Genomic DNA, 22,951 nt, shown 5'->3' with positions numbered 1-22,951 from the left:
CGGGAAGGCGCTACGTGAGTCCCAACGGCTCCGACCGCTCGCCGCGGCGCCCGATGCGGCGGAAGCTGCTGCAGGCACTGACCGCGGGCCTGGTCCTGGCGACCGCCACCGGTTGCACATACGAGGACTTCCCCCGCCTCGGCATGCCCACCCCAACCACGGAAGAGGCTCCGCGGATCCTCTCCCTGTGGCAGGGATCGTGGGCTGCCGCGCTGGCCACCGGCGTGCTGGTGTGGGGCCTGATCCTGTGGAGTGTCTTCTTCCACCGGCGCAGCCGGACCAAGGTCGAGGTTCCTCCGCAGAACAGGTACAACCTGCCCATCGAGGCGCTGTACACCATCGTTCCGCTCGTCATCGTCTCGGTGCTGTTCTACTTCACCGCCCGTGACGAGTCCGAACTCATGAGCCTGGAGAAGAAGCCCGACGTCACGGTCAACGTGGTCGGCTTCCAGTGGAGCTGGTGCTTCAACCACGTCGAGAACGTCGAAGGTTCCACCGGCGACGCCAAGACCTCCAAGGAACTGGCCGCGATCCCGGACCGGTTCAAGGACGACTTCCCGGCGAACGCCGGCGGCGTCTACGACTGCGGTGTCCCGGGCACACGGAACCCGCAGAACAACAACCCGGGTCCGACCCTCTGGCTCCCCAAGGGCAAGAAGGTCCGCTTCGTCCTGACCTCGCGTGACGTCATCCACTCCTTCTGGGTGGTGCCGTTCCTCATGAAGCAGGACGTCATTCCGGGCCACACCAACGCCTTCGAGGTGACCCCCAACAGGGAGGGCACCTTCATGGGCAAGTGCGCCGAGCTGTGCGGCGTGGACCACTCCCGGATGCTGTTCAACGTGAAGGTCGTCTCCCCGGAGCGCTACGAGCAGCACCTCCAGGACCTCGCGAAGAAGGGGCAGACCGGTTACGTTCCCGCGGGCATCGCGCAGACGAGCCACGAGAAGAACCGGGAGACGAACAACCTGTGAGCATCCTCAACGAACCCCAGGGTGCCGCGGCAGCAGGGTCCCACTACCAGGACGAGCTGCCGGTCCGGCGCCAGAGGCGTGGCGAGATCGTGGTCAAGTGGCTGACGACCACCGACCACAAGACGATCGGCACGCTGTATCTGGTGACGTCGTTCGCGTTCTTCGTGATCGGCGGCGTGATGGCGCTGCTCATGCGCGCCGAGCTGGCCCGTCCGGGCCTGCAGATCATGTCGAACGAGCAGTTCAACCAGTCGTTCACGATGCACGGCACGATCATGCTGCTGATGTTCGCGACGCCGCTGTTCTCGGGCTTCGCGAACTGGATCATGCCGCTGCAGATCGGCGCGCCGGACGTGGCCTTCCCCCGGCTGAACATGTTCGCCTACTGGCTGTACCTGTTCGGCTCGCTCATCGCGGTGGGCGGCTTCCTGACCCCGCAGGGCGCGGCCGACTTCGGCTGGTTCGCCTACTCCCCGCTGTCCGACGCGGTGCACTCGCCGGGCATCGGCGGTGACCTGTGGATCATGGGCCTGGCCTTCTCCGGCTTCGGCACGATCCTCGGCTCGGTCAACTTCATCACCACGATCATCTGCATGCGCGCGCCCGGCATGACCATGTTCCGCATGCCGATCTTCACCTGGAACGTGCTGCTGACCGGTGTGCTGGTCCTGCTCGCCTTCCCGGTGCTGGCCGCGGCCCTGTTCGCCCTGGAGGCGGACCGCAAGTTCGGTGCGCACATCTTCGACTCGGCCAACGGCGGAGCGTTGCTGTGGCAACACCTGTTCTGGTTCTTCGGGCATCCAGAGGTGTACATCATCGCGTTGCCGTTCTTCGGCATCGTCAGTGAGATCATCCCGGTCTTCTCCCGCAAGCCGATCTTCGGCTACATGGGTCTGATCGCCGCGACGATCGCGATCGCCGGTCTGTCGGTGACGGTGTGGGCGCACCACATGTACGTCACGGGCGGCGTGCTGTTGCCGTTCTTCTCCTTCATGACCTTCCTGATCGCGGTCCCGACCGGTGTGAAGTTCTTCAACTGGATCGGCACGATGTGGAAGGGCTCGTTGTCCTTCGAGACACCGATGCTCTGGTCCACCGGCTTCCTGATCACCTTCCTCTTCGGTGGTCTGACCGGTGTCATCCTGGCCTCGCCGCCGCTGGACTTCCACGTCTCGGACTCGTACTTCGTGGTGGCGCACTTCCACTACGTGGTGTTCGGCACCGTGGTGTTCGCGATGTTCGCCGGCTTCCACTTCTGGTGGCCGAAGTTCACCGGCAAGCTGCTGGACGAGCGCCTCGGCAAGATCACCTTCTGGACGCTGTTCATCGGCTTCCACGGCACCTTCCTGGTCCAGCACTGGCTGGGCGCCGAGGGCATGCCGCGCCGGTACGCCGACTACCTGGCGGCCGACGGCTTCACCGCCCTGAACACGATCTCGACGATCAGCTCGTTCCTGCTCGGCATGTCGCTGCTGCCCTTCTTCTACAACATCTGGAAGACGGCCAAGTACGGCAAGCCGGTCAACGTGGACGACCCGTGGGGCTACGGCCGTTCGCTGGAGTGGGCGACCTCCTGCCCGCCGCCGCGGCACAACTTCCTCACGCTGCCGCGCATCCGCAGTGAATCCCCCGCCTTCGACCTGCACCACCCCGAGGTCGCCGCGCTCGACCAGCTCGAGAACGTCGGTCACGGGGAGAAGGCCCTCGCCGGCGGCAAGGAGGCCGGGAAGTGAAGATCCAGGGCAAGCTCTTCATCTGGCTGAGCGTCTTCATCCTGGCCGTCGCGATCGTCTACGGCTACTGGTCGAAGGAGCCGGCCGGCACCACGGCCCTCTTCCTGGCCTTCGGCCTGGCCATCATGATCGGCTTCTACCTGGCCTTCACGGCCAGGCGGGTCGACGCGGGTGCCCAGGACAACAAGGAAGCGGACGTCGCGGACGACGCCGGCGAGGTCGGGTTCTTCAGCCCGCACAGCTGGCAGCCGCTGGCACTCGGGATCGGCGGAGCGTTCGCCTTCCTGGGCATCGCGGTCGGCTGGTGGCTCGTGTACTTCTCGGCACCGATCCTGCTGATCGGCCTGTTCGGCTGGGTCTTCGAGTACTACCGCGGTGAGAACCGCACCCAGTAGCACGCGCCGAGCGCCGAGGGGCCCGGACACTCCGCAAGGAGCGTCCGGGCCCCTTCGTCTGCCGTACCGTCCTCACTCGTCCGGCTTACCCGCCGTGCCGCCGTTGACGTCGCTCCCTAGCGTGAGGACATGAGCAACACGGTTCACTTCCAGGCGCGGGGGCGTACGGTCGTCGGCTGCACCCTGCTGGTGATCGCCCTCGGCGCGGGCGTCACCGCCTGCACCGGCGGCGACGACAACCCGCTGTCCGCCGCGCCGTACGACGCGGCCGGCCAGATCTCCTTCAACGGCCCCACGGAGGCCGGGAAGAAGGCCGACCCGGACGAACCCCTGGAGGTCGTCGCCGAGGGCGCCGACGGGCGCATCACGGACGTCACCGCCATGGACGCGGCGGGCCGCCACGTCGCGGGCGAACTCTCCGCCGACGGAGCCCGCTGGCACAGCACCTCCCCGCTGGCCGCGGGCGCCCGCTACACGGTGCGGGTCAGCACCGAGGACGGCGACGGCGCGCCCGGCCGCAAGGTCCTCACCTTCGAGACCGGCCGGCCCACCACCAAGAAGACCCTGGACATCTCCTTCGGACCCGAGGCGGGCTCGTACGGCGTCGGCCAGCCCGTCACCGCGGAACTGAGCCAACCGGTCGCGGACCCGGCCCAGCGGGCCATAGTGGAACGCGCCCTGAAGGTGCGGTCCACGCCCGCCGTGGAGGGCGCCTGGCACTGGGTGGACGACAAGAAGCTCCACTACCGGCCCGAGGAGTACTGGCCCGCCCACGCCACCGTCCAGGTCAGCAGCACCCTCGACGGCATCAAGGTCGGCGACCGGATGTGGGGCGGCACCGCGAAGCCCCTCACCATCACCACGGACGACCACGTCGTGGCCGTCACCGACGCCGCCGCGCACACGCTGACGGTCTACCGGGACGGCGAGGAGATCAGGCAGATCCCCGTCACCGCCGGCAAGCCCGGCTTCGAGACCCGCAACGGCGTCAAGGTGGTCCTGGGCAAGGAACCCTTCGTACGCATGCGCAGCAGCACCGTCGGCATCGCCGAGGGCTCCTCGGAGTCGTACGACCTGCCCGTGTACTTCGCCACCCGGGTCACCTGGAGCGGCGAGTACGTGCACGCCGCCCCCTGGTCCGTCGGCTCCCAGGGCTCCGCCAACGTCAGCCACGGCTGCGTGGGCATGAGCACCGCCAGCGCGGAGTGGTTCTTCGACACCGTCCAGAAGGGCGACCTCGTCGAGGTCGTCAACTCCGCCGGCGAGACGATGGAACCCTTCGGCAACGGCTTCGGCGACTGGAACCTGGACTGGACCGAATGGCGTACGGGCAGCGCCCTTACGGGTGGCAACCCGAACGCCACGGACGCCCAGGAGGCGGCGAAGCTGCGACCGACGGCGGTGTAGGCGCCCCGAGGGGCGCCCCAGGCGCCCTCAGACGCCCTGCAGCCTCTTCTGCCGCAGCAGCGAGGCCAGCGCGCCCGCGAACTCCACCGGCTCCACCGGCAGCGTCACAGCCGCCTCCGCGCGGCTCCACGTCGCCAGCCACGCGTCCTGCGGGCGCGCGATGAGCAGCAGCACCGGCGGACACCGGAAGATCTCGTCCTTGATCTGACGGCACAGGCCCATGCCCCCCATGGGCACCGCCTCGCCGTCCAGGACGCAGACGTCGATCCCGCCCTTGTCCAGCTCCCTGATCGCGGCGGCCGGGGTGGCGCACTCCACGAACTCGACGACGGGCACGTCCGGAGCGGGCCGGCGGCCGGTCGCCAGCCGCACCTGTTCGCGGGTGTTGGAGTCGTCGCTGTAGACCAGCACCGTGGCGGTCGGCTGCATGCTTCCTCCGATACGCAGTGAAACAGTCGTAGCCCGTCGCGCCGGATGCTACTCCCTCGGACACCTCGTCAACACTGGTTCGGACACGGCTTCGAGGGGCCCTTCGATGGGCCATACGGGCAGTACAGACGGTGCGGACACTCCGAACGGCACCCCCCGGGGTGAGGGCGGGATAAGCGACCGACATAATGTCGGTCGTGGCGACAGCAACGACAGTAGAAACCGGGCACGCGCACCCGTCGGTCAACCGGCCGAACCTCACCAGCGTCGGAACCATCATCTGGTTGAGTTCCGAGCTGATGTTCTTCGCGGCCCTCTTCGCGATGTACTTCACCCTGCGATCGGTGACCGGCCCGGACTTCTGGTCCGAGAAGGCCGACGCGTTGAACTTCCCGTTCTCCGCGACGAACACCACGATCCTGGTGCTCTCCTCCCTCACCTGCCAGCTCGGCGTGTTCGCGGCCGAGCGCGGTGACGTGAAGAAGCTCCGGATGTGGTTCATCGTCACCTTCGTGATGGGTGCGATCTTCATCGGCGGTCAGGTGTTCGAGTACACCGAACTGGTCAAGCACGAGGGCCTCTCGCTCTCGTCGGACCCGTACGGCTCGGTGTTCTACCTGACCACCGGCTTCCACGGACTGCACGTGACGGGCGGACTCATCGCCTTCCTGCTGGTCCTCGGCCGCACCTACGCGGCCCGGAGGTTCACCCACGAGCAGGCGACCGCCGCCATCGTCGTGTCCTACTACTGGCACTTCGTCGATGTCGTCTGGATCGGCCTCTTCGCCACGATCTACATGATCAAGTAGTCGCGGCACGCACCCGCGCAATACCCGAAGCATCGACGCAGAAAATCCTGACACCGGGGTAATCCGTGAAAAAGCTCTCCGCACGACGACGCCATCCGCTGGCGGCGCTCGTCGTCCTACTCCTCGCGCTGGCATGCACAGGGGGGCTGTACGCCGCGTTCGCACCCGCGAGCAAGGCGCAGGCCGATGAAACCGCCCAGTCCCTCGCCATCGACGAGGGCAAGAAGCTCTACGCCGTCGGCTGTGCCAGTTGCCACGGCACCGGAGGTCAGGGCACCACCGACGGTCCGAGCCTGGTCGGAGTCGGCGCCGCCGCCGTCGACTTCCAGGTGGGCACCGGCCGTATGCCGGCCCAGCAGCCCGGCGCCCAGGTTCCGCGCAAGAAGGTGATCTACTCCCAGGCGGAGATCGACCAGCTGGCGGCCTACGTCGCCTCGCTGGGTGCCGGTCCGGCGGTCCCGTCGCAGGAGAAGTACGGCCCGGAGGGCGCGGACAGCGCCAAGGGCGGTGAGCTGTTCCGCAACAACTGCGCGCAGTGCCACAACTTCACCGGCAAGGGCGGCGCGCTGACGCACGGCAAGTACGCGCCGACCCTCGAGGACGTCGACCCGAAGCACATCTACGAGGCCATGCAGACCGGCCCGCAGAACATGCCTTCCTTCCCGGACAGCACGCTGACCGAGCAGAACAAGAAGGACATCATCGCCTACCTGCACGCGGTCAACTCGGACGAGACCGTGGACCCCGGCGGCCTCTCGCTGGGCGGCCTCGGGCCCGTCAGTGAGGGCCTCTTCGGCTGGATCTTCGGCCTCGGCGGCTGCATCGCCGTCGCCGTGTGGGTCGCCGCCCGGACCGCAAAGGCCAAGAAGTCATGAGTAGCCAAGACATCCCAGAAGAGAACCTGCCGGCCGAGCAGGGCGGCGCGCACGGCGCGCCGAAGCCCGCGGACGAGAAGCACCCGTTCGCGGACCCGGGGCTGCCGCCCCACGAGCACCGGATCCAGGACATCGACGAGCGGGCCGCCAAGCGGTCCGAGCGCACGGTCGCCCTGCTGTTCACGCTGTCGATGCTGGCCACCATCGGCTTCATCGCCTCGTTCGTGGCGATCCCGCACGACAAGTCGATCTACGTCTGGCCGCTCGGGCACATCAACGCGATGAACCTCGCGCTGGGCCTGACCCTGGGCGTGGCGCTGTTCGCCATCGGCGCGGGCGCCGTCCACTGGGCGCGCACCCTGATGTCCGACGAGGAGGTCGCCGACGAGCGGCACCCGATCGAGGCCTCGCCCGAGGTCCGCGCGAAGGTCCACGCGGACTTCAAGCAGGGTGCCAAGGAGTCGGTGATCGGCCGGCGCAAGCTGATCCGCAACACGATGTTCGGGGCGCTGACGCTGGTGCCGCTCTCCGGCGTCGTCCTGCTGCGCGACCTCGGCCCGCTGCCCGGGACGAAGCTCCGCCACACGCTGTGGTCCAAGGGCAAGCTGCTCGTCAACATGAACACCAACGAGCCGATGCGCCCGTCGGACATCGCGGTCGGTTCCCTCACCTTCGCCAAGCCCGAGGGCCTGGAGGAGCACGACCACGGTTTCCAGAACGAGATCGCCAAGGCCGCCCTGATGATCATCCGGCTGGAGCCGGAGGCCATCAAGGACAAGCGCGAGCTCGAGTGGTCGCACGAGGGCGTCGTGGCGTACTCGAAGATCTGCACCCACGTCGGGTGCCCGATCTCCCTGTACGAGCAGCAGACGCACCACGCGCTGTGCCCGTGCCACCAGTCCACCTTCGACCTTGCCGACGGTGCCCGGGTGATCTTCGGTCCCGCCGGCCACCCCCTGCCGCAGCTGCGGATCGGCGTGAACGACGAGGGCTATCTCGAAGCGCTCAGCGACTTCGAGGAGCCCGTCGGTCCTGCATTCTGGGAGCGCGGATGAGTACTGCAGCGAGCAACCCGAACCCGTCCGCCGGTGCCACGGCGGGCCGATCGCGCGGAAAGGCCCCGGCCGGCGAACGCGTCGCCGACTGGGCCGACGGCCGGCTCGGGATCTACTCCCTGGCCAAGGCCAACATGCGCAAGATCTTCCCGGACCACTGGTCCTTCATGCTGGGTGAGATCTGCCTCTACAGCTTCATCATCATCATCCTCACGGGTGTGTACCTGACGCTGTTCTTCCACCCGTCGATGAACGAGGTGGAGTACCACGGCTCGTACGTCCCGATGCAGGGACAGCTGATGAGCGAGGCGTACAAGTCGACGCTCGACATCAGCTTCGACGTCCGCGGCGGTCTGCTGATCCGGCAGATCCACCACTGGGCGGCGATCATCTTCCTCGCCGGCATGTTCGTGCACATGATGCGCGTCTTCTTCACCGGCGCGTTCCGCAAGCCGCGCGAGATCAACTGGCTGTTCGGCTTCCTGCTGTTCGTCCTGGGCATGTTCACCGGTTTCACCGGCTACTCGCTCCCGGACGACCTGCTCTCCGGCACCGGTGTCCGCTTCACGCAGGGCGCGATCCTGTCCGTGCCGATCGTCGGTACGTACATCTCGATGTTCCTGTTCGGCGGGGAGTTCCCCGGGACCGACTTCGTCGCCCGGTTCTACTCGATCCACATCCTGCTGCTGCCGGGCATCATGCTCGGGCTCGTGGTCGGCCACCTGATCCTGGTCTTCTACCACAAGCACACGCAGTTCGCGGGTCCCGGCAAGACCAACAAGAACGTCGTCGGCATGCCGCTGCTGCCGGTGTACATGGCCAAGGCCGGAGGCTTCTTCTTCCTGGTCTTCGGTGTCATCGCGGCCATCGCCGGCATCGCGTCGGTCAACCCGATCTGGTCCATCGGCCCCTACCGGCCGGACATGGTCTCCACCGGCGCCCAGCCCGACTGGTACATGGGCTTCGCCGAGGGCCTGGTCCGCGCCATGCCGGGCTGGGAGATCAACTTCTGGGGTCACACGCTGGTCCTGGGCGTCTTCATCCCGCTCGTGATCTTCGGGATCTTCCTCGCGTTGATCGCGGTGTACCCGTTCATCGAGTCCTGGGTGACCGGGGACAAGCGCGAGCACCACATCCTGGACCGGCCGCGCAACGCCCCGACCCGGACGGCGTTCGGTGTGGCCTGGGTCACCGCCTACATGATCATGCTGATCGGCGGCGGCAACGACATCGTCGCCACGCACTTCCACCTGTCGATCAACGCGGTCACGTGGTTCGTGCGGATCGGGTTCTTCGTCGGACCGGTCATCGCGTTCGTCGTCACCAAGCGGATCTGCCTCGGCCTCCAGCGCCGGGACAAGGAGAAGGTGCTGCACGGCCGCGAGTCCGGCATCATCAAGCGCCTGCCGCACGGTGAGTTCATCGAGGTGCACGAGCCGCTCAGCCAGGAGCAGCTGCACACGCTCACGGCGCACGAGCAGTACAAGCCGGCGGAGATCGGCCCGACGGTCGACGAGAACGGCGTCGAGCGCAAGGTGAAGACCACCGAGAAGCTCCGCGCCAAGCTCAGCGAGGCCTACTACGGCGAGGAGTCGCAGATTCCGAAGCCGACCGTCGAGGAGTACAAGGAGATCACGAGCGGCCACGGCCACCACTGACCCTCCAGCGTCGCCACACCACGGCGAAGGGCCCCGTCCGTTCCTCGGACGGGGCCCTTCGCCGTGCCCGGGGCTGGATAGGGTGGGACCACACTCCCTTTCCACGACACACACGATTCAGGAGCGGCTCATGAGCGCTGTGACTCCCGCTGGAGGCGACACCGCGGCGGGCCGCTCCTGGCCCGCCCTGCTGAACGGACTGCTGGACGGCCGCGACCTGTCCGCGGACGACACGGCCTGGGCGCTGGACGTGATCATGCGCGGCGAGGCGACCGACGCCCAGATCGCCGGCTTCGCGGTGGGCCTGAGGTTCAAGGGCGAGACCGTCGAGGAGATCTCCGGTCTGGTCCGCACCATGTACGCCCACGCCAACGTGATCGAGGTGCCGGGGGAGACCGTCGACATCGTCGGCACCGGCGGCGACGGCGCCAAGACGGTCAACATCTCCACCATGTCGGCGATCGTCGTGGCCGGCACGGGCGCCAAGGTCGTCAAGCACGGCAACCGGGCCGCCTCCTCGGCGTCCGGGGCCTCCGACGTCCTGGAGAAGCTCGGGGTCAACCTGGAGCTCACGCCGAAACGGGTCGCGGAGGTCGCCGAGGAGGCCGGCATCACCTTCTGCTTCGCCGTGAAGTTCCACCCGTCGCTGCGCCACGTGGCGTCGGCGCGCGGCCAGCTGGGCATCCGCACGGTGTTCAACTTCCTGGGCCCGCTGACCAACCCGGCCAGGGTGAAGTCCCAGGCGGTCGGGGTCGCCCACGCCCGGATGGCACCGATCATCGCCGGTGTCTTCGCCGAGCGCGGCCACTCGTCCCTGGTGTTCCGCGGCGACGACGGCCTCGACGAGCTGACCACGACCGCCACCTCCCGGGTCTGGATCGTGCGGGACGGCCGGGTCACCGAGGAGACCTTCGACCCGCGGGACGTCGGCCTCGAACTGGTGCCGGTCGAGGCGCTGCGCGGCGCCGACGCCTCCTACAACGCCGACGTCGCCCGCCGCCTGCTGGCCGGCGAGACGGGCCCGGTACGGGACGCGGTGCTGCTGAACTCGGCGGCGGCCCTGGTCGCCCTGGAGCCCGGCGAGGCGCCGCTCGCCGAGCAGCTCCGGGCCGGCATGGACCGGGCCGCCGAGGCGATCGACTCGGGCGCCGCCAAGCGCGCCCTCGACCGCTGGGTGGCCGCGAGCAACGCGTAACGGCCTTCCCGTGTGACGAGCGTCCCGCGATCCGGACCCGGGTTGCGGGACGCCGATCTTTTCCCGTACGTTCCTTGGCAGGTCATGAGTGACAGTCATCAGGCCCCGGCCGACTGTCCGGCAACCCTCCGTCCGTGGCGGGGTGCCCCGGGTGAAGACCAGGCCGTGGACAGCAGGGTTCACGGCAAGCGCGGACCCCTCGCACGCTCTCGGAAGTGTGGGGCCAGGGGTCCTGGGCCACTCGAGGGAGTCTCCCGTGAACCAGCGAATGCGATAGGGCCTGTCCTTCGGACCGGCCCGACACCCTGAAGCGGTGCCTCGCCTCCGCACCCTCCTTTCCCCGCTTTCTCGGCTGCACCCACGCCCGGCCCCGCGCGGTCCGCGTGGTGACGCCGCCTGCCTTCACGCCACGGGAGTGCGCCCATGTCCGTCCCCACCCTTGCCGCCGACCAGTCCGTTTGTCCTCCACTGCCCGTCCTGGGCGGAGATGTCACCGTCCCGCTCGTCACCGGCGGCGAGGTCACCTACGCCGCGCTCGACTACGCCGCCAGCGCGCCCGCGCTCCAGCGGGTCTGGGACGACGTGGCGGCCTACGCCCCCTACTACGGCAGCGTGCACCGGGGCGCCGGATACCTGTCGCAGCTGTCGACCGACCTGTTCGAGAACGCCCGGAAGGCCGTCGCGGAGTTCCTCGGCTGCCGGGAAGGGGACCAGGTCGTGTTCACCAGGTCCACCACCGACTCGCTCAACCTGCTCGCCGCGGCGCTGCCCGCCGACTGCCGGGTCTTCGTCTTCGAGACCGAGCACCACGCCTCGCTGCTGCCCTGGAGGGACGCCGACGTCACCTTCCTCGACGCCCCGCGCACCCCTGCCCAGGCCGTCGAGACCCTGGAGCGCGCCCTCGTCGCCCGCGAGCCCTACGGGCCGGCCCTGGTCTGCGTCACCGGCGCCTCCAACGTCACCGGCGAGCTGTGGCCGGTGCGTGAACTGGCCGCCGCCGCGCACGCGCACGGTGCGCGGATCGTGCTCGACGCCGCCCAGCTCGCCCCGCACCATCCCGTGTCCGTGACCGACCTGGACGTGGACTGGGTCGCCTTCTCCGGGCACAAGCTGTACGCCCCGTTCGGTGCCGGCGTGCTGGCCGGCCGGGCCGACTGGCTGCGCGAGGCGGAGCCGTACCTCGCCGGTGGCGGCGCGAGCCGCAGGGTCACCCGGCGGGCCGACGGCGGCGTGGACGTGGAGTGGCACGACAGCGCCGCGCGGCACGAGGCCGGGTCGCCCAACGTCATCGGCGCCTACGCGATCGCCTCCGCCTGCAAGGCGCTCACCGAGGCCGGGTTCGACACGCTCGTCGCCCGCGAGGAGTACCTCATCGGGAAGGTGCGCGAGGGGTTCGCCCGGGTGCCGCAGGTGCGCGTCCTCTCCCTCTTCGGCGACGACGCCCCCCGCGTCGGCGTGCTCTCCTTCGTCGTCGAAGGCTGGAACAGCTCCCACTTCGCCGCCGCGCTCTCCGCCGAGTACGGCATCGGCGTGCGCGACGGCCTGTTCTGCGCCCACCCGCTGGTGCGCACCCTGCTCGGCAGTGACCCGCAGGCGCAGGGCGAGTGCGGCGCCCCCGAGGCGGCGCCGGGCGAGAAGTCCCTCAACGCCATCCGCGTCAGCTTCGGCGCGGGCACCCCGGACGAGCACGTCGAGCGGTTCGTGAACGCGGTCAGGGAGCTGGTGAACGACGGAGCCCGGTGGAACTACCGTACCGAGGAAGGGCGTTGCGTGCCCGACACGGCCTCCGCCGGCTGAGCCGTCCGGCCCGGCAGCCGTGACCCGAGCAGGATCATCCGCAACGCCCGCTCCGTGGCGTCCGTGAGGAGTTCGGCGGCCCGCAGCAGCGCGTCCGCCAGGGCCATCGGCGCCGGCATGATGCCGTGGCAGGCGTCCACCCCCGGCACCTCGTGCGCGCCCTCGCCGAGGGTGCCGGCCAGGGCGAGGACGGGACGGCCGTAGAGCTTGGCGCGGCGGGCCACCTCGGCCGGGATCTTGCCGCGCGGCGTCTGGTGGTCCAGGGCGCCCTCGGCGGTCAGCACCAGGTCGGCGCGGGCGAGGCGGGCGTCCAGGTCGAGGTGGTCGAGGAGCACGTCGAAGCGGGGCAGCAGCCGGGCCCCGACGGCGGCCAGGCCCGCGCCCAGCCCGCCGGAGGCGCCGGTGCCCGGGCCGTGGCGCAGGTCGGTGCCGATGACACCGAGGTCGCGGGTGAGGACGCGCGCCCAGTTCTCCAGACCGGCCGACAACTCCTCGACCTGCGCGGGCGTCGCCCCCTTCTGCGGGCCGAACACCCGGGCCACGCCCCGCTCTCCGCACAGCACGTTGAACGGGTTGCAGGCGACGAGCAGTTCGGTGTCCTTCAGCCGGGTGTCGAGACCGGACGGGTCGATGCGGGCGAGGCGGATCAGCTCGCGTCCGCCGTGCGGGAGTTCGAAGCCGTCCGCGTCCAGCAGCCGGGCCCCGAGCGCCTGGAGCGCGCCCGCGCCCCCGTCGGACGTGCCCGAGTCGCCGCAGCCGACCAGGACGCGCCGCACCCCGGTGTCGAGCGCGGCGCGGATCAGCTCGCCGACGCCGTACGTCGTCGTGGCGCCCGGGTCGCGCAGGGCGCGGGGGACCAGGGAGAGTCCCGCGACGGCGGCCATCTCCACCACCGCCGTGTCCTGCGCGCCGAGCAGCGCGAAGTGGGTGCCGACGGGTTCGCCGACCGGGCCGGTGGCGGCCAGCGCGACCAGCCGCCCGCCGGTCGCGGACGCCAGCGCGGTGGCCGTGCCCTCGCCGCCGTCGACGAGCGGGACGCGGTCGATCTCGGCGTCCGGCAGGACCCGGCGGACGCCCGCCGCGATGGCGTCGGCGGCGGCCTGGGCGGACAGGGACTCCTTGAAGCCGCTGGGGGCCACGACGACACGGTTCAGCACGGAGGGAACCGGGGAGACGGGCGACGGGGAGGAGAGGACGGACATGGTGGGCTCCTTCATCGGGTCACGGGTACGCCGAGCAGCGGCCAGACGGCGGCGGCGAAGAACAGCACGAGCGCGGCGGTCAGCGGTGCCAGGACGGCCGACAGCCGCAGCAGGTCGCGCGGGGTGTAGGTGGGGGTGCCGGGGATGTCGGAGAAGAGCGTGACCGGCTTGGCGGAGGCGGGGAGCGTGTGGCAGAAGCCCGCCGCGGCGGTGGAGGCGAGCGCGGCGGCGACCGGGTTGACCCCGGCGCCCAGGGCCGCGGCGATGACCAGCGGGACCAGGACGGAGGAGCGGGCCGAGCGGGACTGGAGGACCAGGTGGGCCGCGGTGCTCACCGCGACCACGATCCCGAGGAAGACGGCCGGCGCGACGTCGGCGGGCAGCCCCGACACCAGCCACTTCGCCGCACCGGAGTCGGCGAGCGCGACGCCCATCGCCATGGTGGCCGCCATGAACAGCAGCAGCGACCAGGGCACGGTCTTCAGGGCGTCCTTGAGCCGTACGGTGCCGAGGGCGGGGGAGGAGGCGACGACCGCGCCGATCAGCGCCACCACCGCGGGGGAGACGTGGTGCAGCGGCTCGCTGCACCACAGGGTCACCACCGTGGCCAGCAGCAGGGCGCAGCGCTTCTCCGCCTGCGTCCAGGGACCGGTGACCGGGCTCTCGCTGTGCCGCTGGATCTCCTCGGCGGTGATGTGGACCGGGCCCCCGCGGTCCGCCCGCCGAGTGGTCGTCAACAGGACCACCTCGGCGGCCAGGTGGGAGGAGGCGACCGCCAGCGGCAGGCCGAGCAGCAGCCACTGGGTGAAGCCGATCCGGTCCCCGGTCGCCTCCCACAGCACCGACACCGTGATCAGATGCGCTCCCGCACCGATCAGGGTCGCCACCGCCGACAGAAGGATCACGGTCGGGAACAGCAGCGCGAGCATCACGACCAGTCGCTTCCGGTCGGCGAGGGCCTTGGCGAGGGCCAGGAACACCGGCAGCGCGAGCGCCGCCCGGCCCGACGTGGCCGGCACCGCGAACGCCGTCACCACCAGCGCGGCCGTCGTCAGGTGCACCAACTGCCGTACGCTGCGCGCCCCGCCGACCAGGAACGCCGCCGCCCGCCCGGCGAGCCCGGTCCGGGCCACCGCCGCCGCCAGCACGAACGCGCAGATCAGCAGCCACACCGTGTCGTCGCCGAGGGTGCCGAAGAGGGTGTCGCTGCTGATCACGCCGGTCGCGGTCAGCGCGAGGCCGGCGCCCAGCGCGATGTACGTGTCGTCGATCGACGTGCCGATCCAGGCGCAGGTGGCCAGCGCGAACACGGCGAGGGTGAGGCGCGCGTCCCCGCCGAGGGCCGGGAAGGTGCCGGGCACCGCCAGCACTGCGCACAGGGACAGGGCCACGCAGAGGGCCGCCGCGAGGCGGAGGTTCAACGTCACGTCATCGAGGGTTCTCCCGGGCGGTGAGCCCTCAATGAGTCCGACATGAAGGAAACTTCACCCAATGCCGGTCGGTGGGCCGATACGTCAGCCTGGCAGCCGGTACCCCATGCCCCGTACCGTCTGGACCCGGTGGGCGCCCAGCTTCTTGCGCAGCGCCCGCACGTACACGTCCACGATGTTGGAGCCGGGGTCGAAGTCGTAGCCCCACACGTGCGACAGGATCTGCTCCCGTGACAGGACCTGCCCCGGATGCCGCAGGAACAGTTCCAGGAGCACGAACTCACGGGCCGTCAGGTCCACCGTCCGCTCCGCGGCACGGGCCCGGCGGGTACGCAGGTCCAGGGAGAGGTCGCCGGACCTCAGCACCGTCACCTCCGGCGCCCTGGCCGCCGTACGCAGCCGCAGCCGCACCCGCGCGAGCAGTTCCTCGAAGCGGAACGGCTTGGTCATCCAGTCGTCGGCGCCGCCCTCCAGGCCGGCCACCGTGTCCCTTACGGAGTCCCGGGCGGTCAGCACGATCACCGGGGTCGTCACCCGGGACTCGCGCAGCTCGCGCAGGACCGTGAAGCCGTCCCGGCCGGGCAGGCCGATGTCCAGGACGACCAGGTCGAAGCCGCCGGTGAGGGCGTACTCGTAGGCGGCGTCGCCGTCGGCGACGGCGGTGGTGGTGAAGCCGTTGGCGCGCAGGCCCTTCTCGACGAAGGAGGCGATGCGCTCCTCGTCCTCGACGATGAGGATGCGGTTCATGGGCGAGCCTCTTCCGGAATCAGTGCAGTGTCAGTACGAAGGTGGCGCCGCCGCCCTCGGTGGTGTGCAGGCCGACCCGCCCGCCGTGGCCCTCCGCGATCGCCTTGACGATCGACAGCCCGAGCCCGGCACCGCTCCCGCGCGCCCCGCGCCGGGCCGTGCCGCGCCGGAACCGCTCGAAGACGACCTCGGCGTCCTGCGGCTGGACCCCGGGCCCGGAGTCGGCGACGTACAGCTCGATCCGGGTGCCGTCGGCGCGGGAGCCGATGCGGATGGTCTGGCCGGCGGTGGTGTGCTGCACGGCGTTCTGCGCGAGCTGCACCATGGCCTGGGTGATCCGCTGGGGGTCCAGCTGGGCCTCGCGGTCGGCGACTTCGGCCAGGACCCACTCGCGGTCGCCGAGGGTGCGGGCCTTGACGTAGACGTCGGCGGTGAGCTCGGCGAGCTGGACCGGCTCGGGGGTGACGAAGTCGGGGCGTTCGGCCTTGGCGAGCAGGAGGAGGTCCTCGACGATGCGGCTCATCCGGTCCAGTTCGTCGGTGACGAGGCGGACCGTCTCCTCGCGTTCCGCCGGGTCGTCGCCCATCAGTTCCAGGTGGCCGCGGACGATGGTGATCGGGGTGCGCAGTTCGTGGCTCGCGTCGTCGACGAACCGGCGCTGGGTGGCGAAGGCGCGTTCCAGCCGGTCGAGCATGGCGTTGAACGTCTCGGCGAGCGCGGCCACGTCGTCGTGTCCGTGCACCGGGATGCGCCGGGTCAGGTCCTGCTCGGTGAGCTGCGCGGCGGTGGTCCGCACCAGCCGCACCGGTTTGAGGATCCGGCCCGCGACCACCCAGGCGATGCCGGTCGTCATCAGCAGGGCGACGCCGGAGATGGCGAGCAGGACGCGGAACACCTCGTCCGCGCGGGCCTGTTCCCGCCCGGGGTGGAAGGCGACCACGAACGCGGCGGCCGGTTCGCCGCCGTACCGGGCGACGGTGACCTTGGCCCAGCGGATGTCCCCCTGAGGCCGGTGCAGGGTGCCGGTGGAGTCCGGGGAGGCGTAGATGCGGCGCCTGGCGTCGGCGTCCTTGTGCAGGGGCAGGGCGACCGGGATCTCGCGCTGCTGGATGATCTGCGCGGGCTTGCCGCCCGCCTCGCCCACCAGGCCGATCAGCTCCTCGTCCAGGTCGGCGTACTGCCTCTCCAGGAAGACCCGCAGCAGCCGCCCCGGGTCGGTGAACGGACGGCCGGTGGCCGGGTCGAAGCCCTGCTCCTCGAAGTTGGCGAACTCGCCGGCCTCCTGCGCGAGCAGGGCGTTGATCCGCTGGTCGGTGTCGTGCAGCAGGATCGAGCGGGTGGTCGCGGCCACCGAGGCGAGGGCGACCGCCATCACGAGCAGCAGCCAGAGCAGGATGCGGACGCGGGCCGAGATCCGGCGGCGCTCGCGGTCAGCCGTCGTCGCCGGATCCGTCGTCGGCGGACGAGTCGTCCCCGGTGTCCCCGGTGTCCTGGCCTCGGTCGTCGTCATCGTCGTCATCCGGAGGGCTGTCGGTCACCGGCGGCCGGGTCACCACCTGGTCGCTGGGCTTCGGTTCGGGCGAGGAGGAGGTGGGGGTGGGCGTCGGGGAGCCGCTCTCCAGCTCCACCTTGGCCGGGACCTTGGGTTCCTGCGGGCTGTCGGTGAGGGCGAAACTGGTCGCGGCGATACCGAGCGGGATCAGGACGACGGCCGCCAGGGCCGCCATCCGGCGAGAGAAGACCATGTCACCGATCCTGCGCGCGGAACCCGGCGTCCCGGATGAGTCCGGGATGAAGAACTCTTCATCGACTGCCCGAATCCGCCCGAGTCAGTTGTCGAGCCCGATGGCGAACGCCGCCTCCAGGTCGTGCTGCGAGTACGTCCGGAACGCCACGTGCGTGTCCGTGCCCTCCACGCCCGGGATCTTGCTGATCCGGCCGGGGATGACCTCGGCCAGGTCCTCGTGCCGGCTCACCCGCACCATGGCGATCAGGTCGTAGGTGCCGGTGACGGAGAAGACCTCGCTGACGTTCTCCAGCGCGGCGATCCGCTCCGCGATCTCGGGGATCCGGTCCACGCTGGTCTTGATGAGGACGATCGCGCTGATCACGGTTGTTTCTCTCCCTCGGGGGCCGACACTGGAACGCTTCTCACTCTAGTCGTACGCCCGAACCGCACCCAGGCGAAGACGAAGCCCAGCCCGAAGCCCACCAGGTGCGCGAGGTACGCCACCCCGGGGCCGTCGCCGGCCCGCCCCGCCGCCAGCCACTGCAGGGCCGCCCAGAACGGCAGCACCAGCCAGGCGGGGAAGCGCAGCGGGAGGAAGAAGAGGAAGGGCAGGAGGCTGGTCACCCGGGCGTGCGGGAAGAGGAAGAGGAACGCGCCGAGGACCGCGGAGATCGCCCCCGAGGCGCCGACCAGGGACTGCGGGGAGTGGGCGTTGGCCCCCGCGTAACCGAGCAGGGCCAGGTAGCCGCAGCCGAGGTAGAACAGGGCGAACTGGAGCCGGCCCATCCGCTCCTCGGCCATCGCGCCGAAGACGTGGAGGAAGAGCATGTTGCCCAGCAGGTGCACCCAGCTGCCGTGGACGAACAGCGCCGTGGCGGGGGTGAGGGCGGATCCGGGGGAGTCCTCGAACAGCTCTGCGGGGATCACACCCCAGCGCCGGAAGTGGGCGTGCTGCGCGGCGAGCAGCTCGTCCCCGGTGCCGTACGCGGGATTCAGGCCCGCCGCCGGGCTGACCAGGAACAGCAGACAGCACAGGGTGATCAGCCCGTACGTCACCGGCGCCGTCCGGCGGCGTCGGGCGGTGCGGGCCGTGCGGGCCGTGCCGGGCGTCCTGACCTTCCCGAGGGCCGCCGTGCGCCAGTTGCGGATCATGGACACAGAGCATGACGTAACGGGACGCAACCGCCCGGACCGCCTCGCCGCCGTGGACACGCGGGCGTCGGGTACCCGCCAGGCCGTAGGGTTACGAGCCACACGCGCCGGGGGAACCCGGCGGGTCACCGACACTGGAAGAGAGCGAACAGCCACGATGACGGTTCCCCTGCCGACCGACACGACGCGGTGGCGCTGCACCCTCTGCGGCAACCTCACCCGCTTCGACGTGACCCGGGCCTCGAAGGTCGTCGAGTACGTCCACCTCGATCTGGCCGGTGAGCCGCAGGTCGAGGAGCGCGAGGTGCTCAGTGAGACCATCGAGTCGGTGCGGTGCCGCTGGTGCAACGCCGTGGACCAGGTGGAACTCGTGGACAGGCCGGGTGCCGCCTCCTGATGACGGGAGCGGCCCCCGCATGAGGTGATCCCGCACGGGATCACGCAGAGGCATTGGGGTGACGGATGGTGGAGACACAGGGCGGGGAGCCGGGCGACGGCGCCGCCGAGGTGCTCGACCGGCCGCTGCCCGACGGCGTGCGCCGCAGGGTCGTGCAGATCGTGTCCGACGGCTTCGGCGGACTCACCCTCGGTGAACTGCCCGCACAGCTGAGACAGTACGCCCGGTTCGCCCCGAACCGCAGGGCCAAGTTCGCCGGCAACGCCATGGCCGCCGCCGTGGAGACGGCCCCGCTGTTCCGCCAGCGCATCGGCGAGAAACTCAGGGAGGCCCAGCCGGAACTGGCCGACGCCCTGGACGCCGGCTCCCCGCCGCCCGCCGCCGACCCCCTCGACGTGGCGGCCGCGGCCTACGTCCTGCGACCGCACGGCTGGGTCAAGCTGGTGACCGCCGCCGGCGAGGAGGCGCAGCGCGCGGACGCCGAGCGCGCCGACGAGGAGAGCCGCGCCGAACTGGAGCGGCTGCGCGAGGAGCTGGCCCGGGCCCGGGAGCACACCAGGACCGAGACCGAGCGGCTGCGCGCGGAGCTGGATTCGGCGAAGCGGGAGGCCGAGTCGCTGCACCGCAAGCTGCGCTCCGCCCTCAGCGACGTCAAGCGCGGCGAGGCCGCGCTGCGCAAGATCCGGGCCGAGATCGACGCCGTACGCGCCGAGGGCCACGCCCAGGTGTCCGCCGCCGAGAGCGAGACCCGGCGGCTCAAGACCCGGCTCGGGGAGGCCGAGGCCGCCCTGGAGGCCACCCGCAAGGCGGCCCGCGAGGGACGCAGCGTCGAGGACATGCGGGTGCGGCTGCTGCTGGACACCCTGCTGGACGCGACGCAGGGGCTGCGCAGGGAGCTCGCGCTGCCCCCGGTGTCGGTGCGGCCCGCCGAGACGGTGGACGCGGTCGAGCCGGGCCGGATGACCCCCAAGGACATCGCCGCCCGCGCGCTGTCCGAGAACGACCCGGCCATCCTCGACCAGTTGCTCGCGCTGCCCCAGGCGCACCTGGTCGTCGACGGCTACAACGTCACCAAGACCGGTTATCCCCAGATGCCGCTGGAGAAGCAGCGGCTCAGACTGCTCGGCCAGCTCTCCCAGCTCGCCGCGCAGACCGGCGCCGAGATGACCTGCGTCTTCGACGGCGCCGAACTGGTGGCACCGGTGCTGCTCGCGCCGCCGCGCGGGGTGCGGGTGCTGTTCTCCAAGCCCGGCGTCACCGCCGACGAGCTGATCCGCCAGCTGGTGCGGGCCGAGCCGCCCGGCCGGCCGGTCATCGTCGTCTCCACCGACCGCGAGGTCGCCGACGGCGTGGCGCGCGCCGGCGCACGCCCGGTGGCGTCCGCGGTGCTCCTCAAGCGCCTTTCCTGACTCCGGTCACACTTTCGTACCAACCGCAACGTAGGTCGACTATGCCTGAATTGACGGAACCGTCACGCAACGTAGCGTCAAGTGAGGGTTACTGCTGGTGAGTTGTGGCAAAGAATGCGGTGCGTAACCGGGATATTTCGGCGGAGGATTTGAACTGATCACGAGTGGGTCACTAGGGTCAGCCATCGAACCCTCGCACGGGTGATCCCTCTCAAGAAGGAGCTCGTCTCCGTGGCGTCCCACCGTCGTCCCAAGCAGCCGAGCCGCACGCGCGTGACCGTGCTCACCACCGCTGCCGCCGCCGCCGTCGCTCTCAGCTCGCAGGCCGCCAACGCCGCCCCGAGCGAGAAGCCGAGCAAGGACGAGGTCAAGGCCAAGGTCGACAAGCTCTACGAAGAGGCGGAGAAGGCCACCGAGAAGTACAACGGCGCCAAGGAGAAGCAGGAGAAGCTCCAGAAGGAGATCTCCACGATCCAGGACAACGTCGCCCGCGGCCAGAAGGAGCTCAACGAGCTGCGCGACGGCCTCGGTTCGATGGCCAGCGCCCAGTACCGCACCGGCGGCATAGACCCCTCCCTCCAGCTCTTCCTCTCGGCCGACCCGGACAACTACCTGGACAAGGCCTCCACGCTCGACCAGCTGAGCGGTCAGCAGGTCGAGGCGCTGAAGAAGATCCAGGTGAAGCAGCGCGACCTCGCCCAGCAGCGCTCCGAGGCCGGCGTGAAGCTCAAGGACCTGGCCTCCACGCGCACCGAACTGGGCAACAAGAAGAAGGAAGTCCAGGGCAAGCTCGCCTCCGCGCAGAAGCTGCTCAACACGCTCACCGCACAGGAGAAGGCCGACCTCCAGAAGGAGGAGCAGCGCTCCACCCGCAGCAGCGAGCGCCAGGCCCTCTCCGGCACCGGGTCCCCCTCCGGGAAGCCCGCCTCCGGCCGGGCCGCCGCCGCCTTCGCCGCCGCCCAGAGCAAGATCGGCTCGCCCTACGTCTGGGGCGCCACCGGCCCGTCCTCCTTCGACTGCTCCGGCCTGACCTCCTGGGCCTACGCCCAGGCCGACGTCTCCATCCCGCGTACGTCCGAGGCGCAGACCGGCGCGGGCACGCGGATCTCCTCGATGAGCCAGCTGCAGGTCGGCGACCTCGTCTTCTTCTTCAACGACCTGCACCACGTCGGCCTCTACGCCGGCAACGGCCAGGTCCTGCACGCACCGCGCAGCGGCACGGTCGTGCGCTACGAGTCGATGAACACCATCGGCGGCCCGTTCATGTTCGGCGTCCGGGTCTGAGCCGAGCCGCGCCCCGCGTAAACCCGAAATCGCCCTCGCAATGCCGCCCGTTCGGGCGAATCACAGCACGGACTTGTGACCCCCGCCCCGCCGGTGACCTGCGTCAGCGGCGGGGCGTCGTGCTGCGCGGCCCCCGAGGTCGTTGGCCGGTGCCCCGCCGCGGGGTTACTGTCTGCCGCGTTTCCCCGTCCGCCAGCGGAAGGAGTGCGGCTTCCCGTGGGGTCCCATCGCCGCCTTGCACCAACCGGGTTCGACCGCGGCACCGCCGCCGCCGTCGGCCTGCTGTCCGTCGCCGCCGCAGTGCTGGGCGCCGTACCGGCCACGGCCACCCCGCACGACGACAGGCGGGCGGAGGTGGACCGGCTCCACACGGAGGCGGAGCAGGCGACCGAGGCGTACAACAAGGCCGACGCGCGCACCGAGGCCCTGCGCGCGGAGGTCGATGCCTCCCAGGACTCGATCGCCCGGCAGCAGGCGCGGATCAACACCATGCGGGACACGCTCGGTTCGATGGCGGGTGCCCAGTACCGCTCCGGCGGCATGGACCCGTCGCTGGCGCTGCTGCTCTCCGCCGATCCGGACGACTACCTGGACAGGGCCTCCGTGCTCGACCGGATCAGCACCCACCAGGCCGGTGAGCTCAGGGAGCTCCAGGCAGCCATGCGCGACCTCGCCCAGGACCGTGCCGAGGCCGGCCACAAGCTCACCGAGCTGGAGAAGAGCCGCAAGGCGGTCGCCGCCCACAAGAAGACCGTGGAGCGAAAGCTCGCCGAAGCCCGCGAGCTGCTCAACTCCCTCCCGGACGACGAACGGGCCGCCTACGACCGCGGCTCCCGCTCCGGCCGCACCGACCTGGCCGACGGCACCGGCCAGGCCGCCCCCGGCGACGCCGCCCCCGCCTCCGGCCGTGCGGCGGCCGCCGTCGCCGCCGCCCGCTCCGCCGTCGGCAAGCCCTACGTCTGGGGTGCCAACGGGCCGACCGGATTCGACTGTTCGGGACTGACCCAGTGGTCGTACGCACAGGCCGGGATCGGCCTGCCGCGCACCTCGCAGGCGCAGTCCGGCGCCGGGCAGCGGGTGTCCCTGGCCCAGGCGCGGCCCGGCGACCTCGTCGCCTACCGGGACGACGCCAGCCACATCGGCATGTACGTCGGCAACGGCCAGGTGATCCACGCGCCCTACCCCGGCGCCCCCGTGCGCTACGACCCGGTCGGCATGATGCCGGTCTCGTCGGTCACCCGGGTCTGACCTCCGCGTCCCGCCCCCGCCGGCCG

At 70.5% G+C, this 22,951-nt stretch carries 22 protein-coding genes and 1 riboswitch; of the genes, 14 read left to right on the top strand and 8 right to left on the bottom strand.

Annotation, left to right across the window (positions count from 1 at the left end; genetic code table 11):
* Positions 1 to 14 precede the first annotated feature (14 nt).
* From coxB to ACP4J0_RS10995, 4 genes are all read left to right on the top strand, one after another.
* The gene (gene coxB, locus ACP4J0_RS11010; RefSeq protein WP_426526128.1) at positions 15 to 974 is read left to right on the top strand and encodes a cytochrome c oxidase subunit II; all 960 of its coding nucleotides are present in this window, start codon (positions 15 to 17) and stop codon (positions 972 to 974) included.
* Positions 971 to 2,707, top strand: coding sequence for a cytochrome c oxidase subunit I (gene ctaD / locus ACP4J0_RS11005; protein ID WP_426598435.1), 1,737 nt, complete (start codon positions 971 to 973; stop codon positions 2,705 to 2,707). Before coxB ends, ctaD begins: the two co-directional genes overlap by 4 nt.
* On the top strand, positions 2,704 to 3,102 hold the full coding sequence (locus ACP4J0_RS11000; protein ID WP_426526124.1) for a cytochrome c oxidase subunit 4: 399 nt from the start codon (positions 2,704 to 2,706) through the stop codon (positions 3,100 to 3,102). The genes ctaD and ACP4J0_RS11000 overlap by 4 nt, the downstream gene beginning before the upstream one ends.
* A gap of 129 nt (positions 3,103 to 3,231) precedes the next feature.
* Complete coding sequence (locus ACP4J0_RS10995; RefSeq protein WP_426598434.1) at positions 3,232 to 4,509, top strand: Ig-like domain-containing protein; 1,278 nt, start codon at positions 3,232 to 3,234, stop codon at positions 4,507 to 4,509.
* Between the two features lie 27 nt (positions 4,510 to 4,536).
* Here ACP4J0_RS10995 and ACP4J0_RS10990 read toward each other — a convergent pair whose 3' ends face one another.
* Positions 4,537 to 4,938 carry a hypothetical protein gene (locus tag ACP4J0_RS10990; RefSeq protein ID WP_426598433.1) on the bottom strand — a complete coding sequence of 134 codons (402 nt, stop codon included), beginning with the start codon at positions 4,936 to 4,938 and terminating at the stop codon, positions 4,537 to 4,539.
* A 188-nt stretch (positions 4,939 to 5,126) separates the two neighbouring features.
* Here ACP4J0_RS10990 and ACP4J0_RS10985 point away from each other — a divergent pair, with 188 nt between their 5' ends.
* The 6 genes from ACP4J0_RS10985 to ACP4J0_RS10960 all read left to right on the top strand — a co-directional run bounded on the left by ACP4J0_RS10985 (position 5,127) and on the right by ACP4J0_RS10960 (position 12,327).
* Positions 5,127 to 5,747: an aa3-type cytochrome oxidase subunit III gene (locus ACP4J0_RS10985; RefSeq protein ID WP_029393865.1), complete on the top strand. Its 621-nt coding sequence runs from the start codon at positions 5,127 to 5,129 to the stop codon at positions 5,745 to 5,747.
* A 65-nt stretch (positions 5,748 to 5,812) separates the two neighbouring features.
* Entirely contained in the window at positions 5,813 to 6,622 is an 810-nt protein-coding gene (locus ACP4J0_RS10980; RefSeq protein WP_426526117.1) for a c-type cytochrome, read from the top strand.
* Positions 6,619 to 7,677: a Rieske 2Fe-2S domain-containing protein gene (locus tag ACP4J0_RS10975; RefSeq protein ID WP_426526115.1), complete on the top strand. Its 1,059-nt coding sequence runs from the start codon at positions 6,619 to 6,621 to the stop codon at positions 7,675 to 7,677. Before ACP4J0_RS10980 ends, ACP4J0_RS10975 begins: the two co-directional genes overlap by 4 nt.
* Complete coding sequence (locus tag ACP4J0_RS10970) at positions 7,674 to 9,335, top strand: cytochrome b (RefSeq protein ID WP_426598432.1); 1,662 nt, start codon at positions 7,674 to 7,676, stop codon at positions 9,333 to 9,335. Before ACP4J0_RS10975 ends, ACP4J0_RS10970 begins: the two co-directional genes overlap by 4 nt.
* 130 nt (positions 9,336 to 9,465) lie before the next feature.
* Positions 9,466 to 10,530, top strand: a complete 1,065-nt coding sequence (trpD, locus tag ACP4J0_RS10965; RefSeq protein ID WP_426598431.1) for an anthranilate phosphoribosyltransferase — start codon at positions 9,466 to 9,468, stop codon at positions 10,528 to 10,530.
* An 80-nt stretch (positions 10,531 to 10,610) separates the two neighbouring features.
* Positions 10,611 to 10,727: riboswitch (SAM riboswitch) on the top strand.
* Positions 10,728 to 10,953: 226 nt separating this feature from the next.
* Positions 10,954 to 12,327, top strand: coding sequence for an aminotransferase class V-fold PLP-dependent enzyme (locus tag ACP4J0_RS10960; protein WP_426598430.1), 1,374 nt, complete (start codon positions 10,954 to 10,956; stop codon positions 12,325 to 12,327).
* Here the strand turns inward: ACP4J0_RS10960 and ACP4J0_RS10955 are convergent.
* The 7 genes from ACP4J0_RS10955 to ACP4J0_RS10925 form a co-directional block, all read right to left on the bottom strand.
* Positions 12,276 to 13,484 carry a glycerate kinase gene (locus ACP4J0_RS10955; protein WP_426598465.1) on the bottom strand — a complete coding sequence of 403 codons (1,209 nt, stop codon included), beginning with the start codon at positions 13,482 to 13,484 and terminating at the stop codon, positions 12,276 to 12,278. The two genes, ACP4J0_RS10960 and ACP4J0_RS10955, sit on opposite strands and share 52 nt — an antisense overlap.
* 56 nt (positions 13,485 to 13,540) lie before the next feature.
* Entirely contained in the window at positions 13,541 to 14,956 is a 1,416-nt protein-coding gene (locus tag ACP4J0_RS10950; RefSeq protein WP_426598429.1) for an SLC13 family permease, read from the bottom strand.
* An 87-nt stretch (positions 14,957 to 15,043) separates the two neighbouring features.
* Positions 15,044 to 15,706, bottom strand: a complete 663-nt coding sequence (locus ACP4J0_RS10945) for a response regulator transcription factor (protein ID WP_426526105.1) — start codon at positions 15,704 to 15,706, stop codon at positions 15,044 to 15,046.
* 19 nt (positions 15,707 to 15,725) lie between these two features.
* Positions 15,726 to 17,216 carry an ATP-binding protein gene (locus ACP4J0_RS10940; protein ID WP_426598428.1) on the bottom strand — a complete coding sequence of 497 codons (1,491 nt, stop codon included), beginning with the start codon at positions 17,214 to 17,216 and terminating at the stop codon, positions 15,726 to 15,728.
* Positions 17,137 to 17,451 carry a small secreted hydrophilic protein gene (locus ACP4J0_RS10935; protein ID WP_426598427.1) on the bottom strand — a complete coding sequence of 105 codons (315 nt, stop codon included), beginning with the start codon at positions 17,449 to 17,451 and terminating at the stop codon, positions 17,137 to 17,139. Before ACP4J0_RS10935 ends, ACP4J0_RS10940 begins: the two co-directional genes overlap by 80 nt.
* A gap of 84 nt (positions 17,452 to 17,535) precedes the next feature.
* Complete coding sequence (locus ACP4J0_RS10930) at positions 17,536 to 17,817, bottom strand: Lrp/AsnC family transcriptional regulator (RefSeq protein ID WP_100044201.1); 282 nt, start codon at positions 17,815 to 17,817, stop codon at positions 17,536 to 17,538.
* Positions 17,814 to 18,587 (bottom strand): rhomboid family intramembrane serine protease, encoded by a 774-nt coding sequence (locus tag ACP4J0_RS10925; protein ID WP_426598426.1) that lies wholly within the window; start codon positions 18,585 to 18,587, stop codon positions 17,814 to 17,816. The genes ACP4J0_RS10930 and ACP4J0_RS10925 overlap by 4 nt, the downstream gene beginning before the upstream one ends.
* Positions 18,588 to 18,744: 157 nt before the next feature.
* Here ACP4J0_RS10925 and ACP4J0_RS10920 point away from each other — a divergent pair, with 157 nt between their 5' ends.
* The 4 genes from ACP4J0_RS10920 to ACP4J0_RS10905 all read left to right on the top strand — a co-directional run bounded on the left by ACP4J0_RS10920 (position 18,745) and on the right by ACP4J0_RS10905 (position 22,925).
* Entirely contained in the window at positions 18,745 to 18,984 is a 240-nt protein-coding gene (locus tag ACP4J0_RS10920) for a hypothetical protein (protein ID WP_395573676.1), read from the top strand.
* Between the two features lie 65 nt (positions 18,985 to 19,049).
* The gene (locus ACP4J0_RS10915) at positions 19,050 to 20,393 is read left to right on the top strand and encodes an NYN domain-containing protein (protein WP_426598425.1); all 1,344 of its coding nucleotides are present in this window, start codon (positions 19,050 to 19,052) and stop codon (positions 20,391 to 20,393) included.
* A gap of 231 nt (positions 20,394 to 20,624) precedes the next feature.
* Positions 20,625 to 21,677, top strand: a complete 1,053-nt coding sequence (locus ACP4J0_RS10910) for an NlpC/P60 family protein (RefSeq protein ID WP_426598464.1) — start codon at positions 20,625 to 20,627, stop codon at positions 21,675 to 21,677.
* A 216-nt stretch (positions 21,678 to 21,893) separates the two neighbouring features.
* The gene (locus ACP4J0_RS10905) at positions 21,894 to 22,925 is read left to right on the top strand and encodes an NlpC/P60 family protein (RefSeq protein WP_426598424.1); all 1,032 of its coding nucleotides are present in this window, start codon (positions 21,894 to 21,896) and stop codon (positions 22,923 to 22,925) included.
* Positions 22,926 to 22,951 lie beyond the last annotated feature (26 nt).

Origin of the sequence: Streptomyces sp. WG7 (assembly GCF_049975785.1) — a bacterium.
Lineage (GTDB): Bacteria > Actinomycetota > Actinomycetes > Streptomycetales > Streptomycetaceae > Streptomyces.
The sequence above is the reverse complement of the archived record's forward strand: the minus strand, read 5'-3'. Positions and strand labels throughout refer to the sequence as shown.

Bases quoted from the DNA above. Each gene is read 5' to 3' on its own strand.
- trpD (WP_426598431.1), top strand. From the start codon at position 9,466: ATGAGCGCTGTGACTCCCGCTGGAGGCGACACCGCGGCGGGCCGCTCC.
- ACP4J0_RS10990 (WP_426598433.1), bottom strand. From the start codon at position 4,938: ATGCAGCCGACCGCCACGGTGCTGGTCTACAGCGACGACTCCAACACC.
- ACP4J0_RS10940 (WP_426598428.1), bottom strand. From the start codon at position 17,216: ATGACGACGACCGAGGCCAGGACACCGGGGACACCGGGGACGACTCGT.
- ACP4J0_RS10995 (WP_426598434.1), top strand. From the start codon at position 3,232: ATGAGCAACACGGTTCACTTCCAGGCGCGGGGGCGTACGGTCGTCGGC.
- ACP4J0_RS10920 (WP_395573676.1), top strand. From the start codon at position 18,745: ATGACGGTTCCCCTGCCGACCGACACGACGCGGTGGCGCTGCACCCTC.
- ACP4J0_RS10985 (WP_029393865.1), top strand. From the start codon at position 5,127: ATGTCGGTCGTGGCGACAGCAACGACAGTAGAAACCGGGCACGCGCAC.
- ACP4J0_RS10970 (WP_426598432.1), top strand. From the start codon at position 7,674: ATGAGTACTGCAGCGAGCAACCCGAACCCGTCCGCCGGTGCCACGGCG.
- ACP4J0_RS10915 (WP_426598425.1), top strand. From the start codon at position 19,050: ATGGTGGAGACACAGGGCGGGGAGCCGGGCGACGGCGCCGCCGAGGTG.
- ACP4J0_RS10945 (WP_426526105.1), bottom strand. From the start codon at position 15,706: ATGAACCGCATCCTCATCGTCGAGGACGAGGAGCGCATCGCCTCCTTC.
- ACP4J0_RS10935 (WP_426598427.1), bottom strand. From the start codon at position 17,451: ATGGTCTTCTCTCGCCGGATGGCGGCCCTGGCGGCCGTCGTCCTGATC.
- ACP4J0_RS10960 (WP_426598430.1), top strand. From the start codon at position 10,954: ATGTCCGTCCCCACCCTTGCCGCCGACCAGTCCGTTTGTCCTCCACTG.
- ACP4J0_RS10925 (WP_426598426.1), bottom strand. From the start codon at position 18,587: ATGATCCGCAACTGGCGCACGGCGGCCCTCGGGAAGGTCAGGACGCCC.
- ACP4J0_RS10975 (WP_426526115.1), top strand. From the start codon at position 6,619: ATGAGTAGCCAAGACATCCCAGAAGAGAACCTGCCGGCCGAGCAGGGC.